We start from the raw sequence: 6,348 nt of genomic DNA, 5'->3' as shown, positions 1-6,348 counted from the left end.
ACCTGGCGCAGACCCAGCACACCGGCAAAGGCGGCCAGCAGCGTCACTGGAGGAGCCGGCGCACCCGGGGCCGCGCCCACCGCTGAGGTTGCCAGGGCCGCGTCAGCCGCCGTGCCCGCACCCGAGGTCCAGCCTGGACCCGAACTCGCGCCAGTGCCGGTGCCAGTCTGAGAACCCGCTGCCGCCACATCTGTCGCCGACTTCGCCTCTTCGGCTTGCTTGGCTTCCTCGGCCCGCTTCATTTCCTCAGCCTTCTTGGCCTCCTCCGGAGACATCGCTGCGAGCTTCTTCGCCTCTTCGGCTTGCTTGGCTTCCTCGGCCCGCTTCATTTCCTCAGCCTTCTTGGCCTCCTCCGGAGACATCGCTGCGAGCCTCTTCGCCTCTTCGGCTTGCTTGGCCTCCTCGGCCCGCTTTTGTTCCTCAGCCTTCTTGGCCTCTTCCGGGGACATCGCTGCGAGCCTCTTCTCCTCTTCGGCTCTCTTCACTTCCTCAGCCTTCTTGGCTTCTTCCGGGGTCATTGCCGCAGCCAACTTGGCCTCTTCGGCTTTCTTCGCCTCATCCGACTCCTTCGAAAGCGAAGCGGCTTCCGCAGTGGAGGTTTTCAAAGAAGTGGAGTCCTCCGCGAAGGCAGGCAGCGCGGTGGCGAACAGAACGACAGACAGGAGTTTGGATTTCATAGGGCCCCCAAAGTCACGCCGATTTCCCCACCCAAAACCCCCACAGATGCAGGGGGGGCATCGAGGTCCGACACACTCACGTTCCCCCAGCGTACGACCACCCAACGCAGCCCAGCCATCCGTCCTGGGAGCGCCGTTTTTTAAACGGTTCCGGGAAGCTCCGCCGAGAGAAAGACCGCCGCATGACCCATGAGCTTCTTTCCTTGCCGCAGCCCCAAGGACGCTCGACCAGAGCCGATAAAATATCGGTGCTCCCAGCAATGAGACTCCCAGCCCAGAGGCTCCTGCCAAAAAGCAGCGCCCACTCCACCTCACCACCCACTTGCCACACACCCCCAGCACCTGAAAAACAAACACCCCACAGCCATAGCAGGACAAAATACAACGTGGCAGGCACCCGAAGGCACCTGCCACGCAAATTCACGCCGCTATCCGCAGCCGCATTTCCACACACCCGATCACACCGTCTTGCGCAGACGTGTGCGCACTTGGCGCAGGCCCAGCACACCGGCAAAGGCCGCCAGCAGCGTCACCGGAGGAGCCGGTGCCCCCGGAGCCGCGCCCACCGGCGATTTCCCCAGGCTCCACTGCGTGCCCGCCAGCGATTCCTTCGTCACCACTTTCGTCGTCGTGCCGCTCACCAGCGCCACCGGCACGCCCGGCAGCACCCCGTCCACCAGGGGATCCCACGCCGCCACGCGCGTCGTGTAGTTGTCCGACTCAAAGCCCGACGAGTTGTTGTTGCTCAGCACGATCTTGTTCCAAGTCGTGTTCGGATCGCCAAAGAAATTGATGAAACCAAAGGCCTCGTAGCGGTCCAGTGACCTGTCCTTCGGATTGCCAAGGTAGGTGTCTGGCAGCTTCTCCATCAGGCTTGCTGTGGTGAAAGCACCCACCAGCTTCGAGCCGTTGTAAAACTCCAGCTTGTTGTTCGGATCTCCCGCAGACCACCACATGCCAAAGTAGGACGAGCTCTTGTCCAGCGACAGCGTGCTGCTCAGCACCTCCGTGCCCGCGCCCTGCAGCGAATACAGCGATCCCTTCGGATTTGCCGCATCCACCGCACCGCCGTACATGTCCGTTCCCTTCACATAGAGCTGGTTGAACGTTCCCACCCCCTTCCACGCCACATTCTTGTCCACCCCCTTCGACAGATCGTTAAAGGTAAAGACATTCGTGTTGGCCAGCGACGAGAGGTTCGACTCCGGATTCTCCGCATACGTGATGATGAGTTCCGCGCTGGCAGGCAGCGCAGAGGCGAACAGAACAACAGACAAGAGTTTGGATTTCATGAGGCCCCATCAGTCCACCACAACCCCAAAGCCGAAAACCCCCACAGATGCAGGGGGGGCAAAAACGCGCACCACTGCCTCCTGGCCTCACCCAGAGAAACCCAGCAGCACCGCAAGTGGATCCCCGTTCTCCGTTCGCACTCCGCGCAAATCCAAAGCGGCAGGAAAGCGCCGGGTCTTCAAAAAAATGTCAAAACAAGCTAGGCCTCCATCCGCAGCCATAGGTACGCAAGATCACTCAAAAGATCTCAGGAATAGGCCCAGGATGACCGCAGCGCCAATCTGTCAAGAATTTGCATCCTGACCCCATTTTGCGTCATTGCCGCAACCTTCAAAAGGGGGTCAGTGTGCAAATACTTGACAAAATACCGACGAATAAATCGCAGCCATTCACAGCCTCCCCACACGCCTCTACCGCCTTCTCCGGCCACCCGGTTCCTGCGGCGCATTCGGCACTCCGGGCGCGGCAGGGGGCTGCTGCGGCGGCTGCACACGCACCGGCGGTGGCTGCTGGGGAGTGGGTTGTTGTGGGCGCTGCTGGGGAGGTGGTTGTTGCGGACGCTGCTGCGGAGGAGCCTGCGGCACACGTTGCTGGGGAGGAGCCTGAGGCGGACGCTGCGGCACCGGCACAGGCATCACACGCGGCGGCGCTACCGGCACCGAAGGCGGCTGCTGCGGGCGCTGCTGTTGCGGCGGCGCATTCCCCGGCTGCCCAGGACGACGACCCGGAAAGCCCGGCTGCCTTCCCGCACCCGGCGGCTGGCCCGGAGTCGGCACCACCACGGGCGGTGGAGCCTGCGGCTCGCGGCGCTTGGGCACCTGCGGCGTTTGTGGCACCTGCGGCATCTTCGGAATGCCCGGCCTAGCGCCATCGGGGGCAGGGGAGTTCCTTTCACCCGGTCTGCGGCCCGGAGTCTCGTCAGGCTTCATGCCCGGGCGCTGCTTGGGCGAATCATCCTGCGGCTTGCCGGGTGGAATCACGGGGCGATCGCCCTGTGGAACCCCAGGCTTCATGCCCGGGCGCTGCTTCGGCGTGTCATCTTGCGGCTTGCCGGGTGGAATCACGGGGCGCTCATCCTGCGGCTGGCCGGGCTTCATGCCCGGGCGCTGCCCCGGAGGCAGATCCTTGTCAGGGCGGTCATTGCTGCGTGGGCGTCCTGCAGGCGGCACGGTCCCAGCTCCGGGCACCGTGGGTGTGCGAGGCGGCACGCCGGGAGGTCCGCCAGGGGGCAGGGGATTCTTCGGTGTCATCGGCTGGCGTTCGTCGTCCTTCTTCGGGCGATTGTCCGCATTCGGCGGCATCGTCCCAGGCGCATTACCACCACGGCCACGGCGCTCCTCCGCATTCAGCACGCGGCCCGTGGCCGGTGGCGGTGCGGTGCTCGTGGCAGGCAGCACGCGTTTCTCCGGCAGGATGGCCGGGCGTGTGCGCTCCAAGTCATCGCGCTGCTTCTGGCGCAGACGCTGCGTATCCGCTCCGCCCTGCCAGCCGCGATCCGTCACCGGCTTTTCCAGAGACTCCCGCACCCGCGAAGGCAGACCCTGCGAGGCATCCCTGCGGAAGCTCGGTGCCGCCACCAGCAGCTGCCCGCGCTCGATCCTCGACCGCCCGCCCTCGCCACGGGGTGGTCCGCCGCCCGGGCGGTCCATCCAGTTCCGGCGAAAGCCCTCCTCATCATGCCGCAGCGTCAGCCGCCGCACCTGATTCCCGCCCATGCCATTGATCCGCTGCGGGTCCGGCCCGCCCACAAAGATGTGGTTCATCACATTCTGCTGAAACACGGTGTGCGTCACGTTCACCGACTGATCGTAATACGTGAAGTTCCGGCTGCGATCCAAGATGTAGGACAGTATCGATCCACTGCTCGCAAACAGGCCCACCGGCACAAAATTGTAATAAGCCGGGCCCACATCGTAGTAGCTGTCCGTCCAGCCGCCAAAGCCCACGTTTGGCGACCACATCGCCTCCGGCGGCAGCGGCGCCCAGCCTATTTGCCCCTGCGTCTGCCGCCATGAAACCCACGCCGGCGCCCACTCATTCCCCGGCACCCACATCCAGTTTCCCATCAGGCGGATCCACCGGCCATAGTGATACGTCAGCCAGCCAAAATCCTCGTTCGAGATCCACGTCCAGCCCGCATCTGTAAACGCCCAGCTCCCATCCGCATACGGCGACCACCCCGGCTGCTGCGACGCCAGCGGCTGCCACACATACCCGTAGTTCGGCGTGTAAATCCAGTCCCCATAGGGGCCCAGCGCATCATACACAAACTCGATCGGCAGCGCATCACCGCCCGACTGCGCCCGCGCCGGTGCCAGCGGAGCCACCGCTGCGATCAGCACCGCGAATAAGAGAATCAAAGAACGTTTCATGGTTGGGAAAAAGGAGAAGAGTTGGGGAGAAACAAAAGAGCAGGGCAGGGGACACAGCATGCGTCCCACACCTTGAGGTTCGCATTTTGAACGCGAGATGGATGTTTTTTATTCACACCCACCTGCGCAGACACCCTCAGCGTAGAGGAGCACCCACCCACACCGCCATGGGGTGAAACCCTGCCTTTTGGGATCTGGCCAAAGCAGCCCAGTTGCGCCGCAACGGGTCCCGGCAGAGCAGCCCCGCTGCAATGCAGCGCTCCCCTTATATGGACTGCGGTCGCGGAGTGAGGCACGAACGCAGCCACCGCTTTCGCCGTCCTCGGTGACACACACATACCAGAAAATGTCCGAAAGCGGCAGCCTCCAATCCCTCTCAGCCCCCTCACCTCACGCCCACCACGAGACGCCCGAAAGCGGCAGCTTCACCCTTTCAGGGTTGCGCAGCCGCACTCCAAATCCGCACCGCATGCCCACGCCTCTGATATGGACTGCGGTCGCGGAGTGAGGCACGAACGCAGCCACCGCCTTCGCCGTCCTCGGTGACTCACGCATACCAGCAAATGTTCGAAAGTGGTGGCCGGGCATTCCACGCAAGCCAGTCACCCCACGCCCACCACCAGACGCTCGAAAGCGGTAGCTTCACCCTTTCAGGGTTGTGCAGCCGCACTCCAAATCCGCGCTGGATGATCACATTCCCACATGGACTGCGGCCGCGAACTGCGGAACGAACGCGTCAGCGCTCCGGCGGAGAGGGATCGTCCCGATCCCTCCACGCTCACCCACCAACCAGCGCGTCCACGCACCTCAAACCCTCCCAACCCCGGCGAATCCTACCCCCTCGTCCCCCTCACCACCCCCCGTCCCAAATATAAAGCTTTCACTCATCGGCACTCCCTCTGCGGCAGGTTAGTCTGGGGCTGTCCATCACCGCCTCCTCCGCCCTCCGGCGCAGACGTCATCCACCCCGCACTCACCACGACCATGACATCTCCAATGCCGCCCTTCACCTTCAATGAATCCGCGCCCAGCACCGCCCGGCGCGTCACACATCCAGAGGACACCGTCTGCGCCATCATCTACGCCTCCGTGATCCTCCTCCTCTGCAGCCGCGTCCTCCTGCAGATCCTGAACTGAATCATCCCGCATTCACCGCACAGGGCAGTGGAGCCTGCCTAGAGATAGGTCCGGTAGCCTGCCTCCTGCGCCTTCTGCAGCAGCGCCACTTTGCCGGGGTGGGACATCACCGTCTCAAAGGTGAAGGTCCGTTGCGACGCCAGCAGCCGGTGACGCAAAAAATCCGCCACCACCGAGGCAAAGTAACTGTTGATCACTCCGGGTGGAAAGCACAGCCTGCCTTCGGCAAAACTCAGGCCCTTGGCAGCTTCCGCAAACCCTTGCCGGTTGAGAAAATCAGAGCCTGTAATGAGCGGCAGCACCTCCTCCGCTGTCGTCTCGATGCCGAACTCTGCATGTCCACCTAGCCGCACTCTCTCACCGCTTTCTCGATCTCATCGGGGTTCAGGTACACCCCCAGCAGAGGCTCGGGCAGGTAAGACTTCAGCATACTCTTTCCAGAACCGTTCGGCCCGGCAAACATCCGCATTCTGGGCGTCGTCCCGCTCACTTGATCGTGTAAACCGTGCCGGATTTCACACGGGTGGGCGGCTCGATCGCCTTCACCACTTCCTTGCGCCCGTCTGGAAAGACGCGATAAACAAACGCGCCTTCGCTCTGCAGCACGCTCTGCCCCGAAGCCAGCACCTGCGCACGCGCTGCCGCAAAAGCCTGGCCTGACAGGGCAGGGAACTGGCTTTCGAGCACTTGGATATCGTGGTCGGACATGCTTGAGGTTAATGTCTCAGCCTGCTCAGATCAACCACGTCCTTGGATGCGGGATGCCTGTTCTCCTGCGCTGTGAGAAGGCCAGGGGTTCGAATCCCTTTAGCTCCACCATTCGTCATTGATTCGCTTCGCTCACCCTCCGGGCTCCCTTCGGTCGTCTG

At 63.1% G+C, this 6,348-nt stretch carries 5 protein-coding genes and 1 pseudogene; 1 reads left to right on the top strand and 5 read right to left on the bottom strand.

Translation table 11 applies throughout. The features are described 5' to 3' along the window. The 3 genes and pseudogenes from ACIREA_RS24020 to ACIREA_RS24010 form a co-directional block, all read right to left on the bottom strand. Positions 1-677 (bottom strand): annotated as a pseudogene (locus tag ACIREA_RS24020) (hypothetical protein); the annotation flags it as partial. A 458-nt stretch (positions 678-1,135) separates the two neighbouring features. Continuing rightward, on the bottom strand, positions 1,136-1,969 hold the full coding sequence (locus tag ACIREA_RS24015; protein ID WP_397384874.1) for a hypothetical protein: 834 nt from the start codon (positions 1,967-1,969) through the stop codon (positions 1,136-1,138). 411 nt (positions 1,970-2,380) lie between these two features. Continuing rightward, complete coding sequence (locus tag ACIREA_RS24010; protein WP_397384873.1) at positions 2,381-4,342, bottom strand: DUF6600 domain-containing protein; 1,962 nt, start codon at positions 4,340-4,342, stop codon at positions 2,381-2,383. A gap of 702 nt (positions 4,343-5,044) precedes the next feature. Here ACIREA_RS24010 and ACIREA_RS24005 point away from each other — a divergent pair. Then, on the top strand, positions 5,045-5,479 hold the full coding sequence (locus tag ACIREA_RS24005) for a hypothetical protein (protein ID WP_397384872.1): 435 nt from the start codon (positions 5,045-5,047) through the stop codon (positions 5,477-5,479). A gap of 38 nt (positions 5,480-5,517) precedes the next feature. On the opposite strand, the gene ACIREA_RS24000 is transcribed toward ACIREA_RS24005, so the two are convergent. Beyond that, a complete protein-coding gene (locus ACIREA_RS24000) occupies positions 5,518-5,832 on the bottom strand; it encodes a hypothetical protein (protein ID WP_397384871.1) in 315 nt (104 codons plus the stop codon). A gap of 133 nt (positions 5,833-5,965) precedes the next feature. Beyond that, positions 5,966-6,187, bottom strand: coding sequence for a hypothetical protein (locus ACIREA_RS23995; protein WP_397384870.1), 222 nt, complete (start codon positions 6,185-6,187; stop codon positions 5,966-5,968). Positions 6,188-6,348 lie beyond the last annotated feature (161 nt).

It is taken from the genome of Prosthecobacter sp. (genome assembly GCF_044373815.1).
Taxonomy (GTDB): domain Bacteria; phylum Verrucomicrobiota; class Verrucomicrobiia; order Verrucomicrobiales; family Verrucomicrobiaceae; genus Prosthecobacter.
This window is presented reverse-complemented; position numbering and strand designations above follow the sequence as displayed.

Excerpts from the sequence above, each read along its gene's own strand:
- ACIREA_RS23995 (WP_397384870.1), bottom strand. The coding sequence starts at position 6,187 with ATGTCCGACCACGATATCCAAGTGCTCGAAAGCCAGTTCCCTGCCCTG.
- ACIREA_RS24015 (WP_397384874.1), bottom strand. The coding sequence starts at position 1,969 with ATGAAATCCAAACTCTTGTCTGTTGTTCTGTTCGCCTCTGCGCTGCCT.
- ACIREA_RS24010 (WP_397384873.1), bottom strand. The coding sequence starts at position 4,342 with ATGAAACGTTCTTTGATTCTCTTATTCGCGGTGCTGATCGCAGCGGTG.
- ACIREA_RS24005 (WP_397384872.1), top strand. The coding sequence starts at position 5,045 with ATGGACTGCGGCCGCGAACTGCGGAACGAACGCGTCAGCGCTCCGGCG.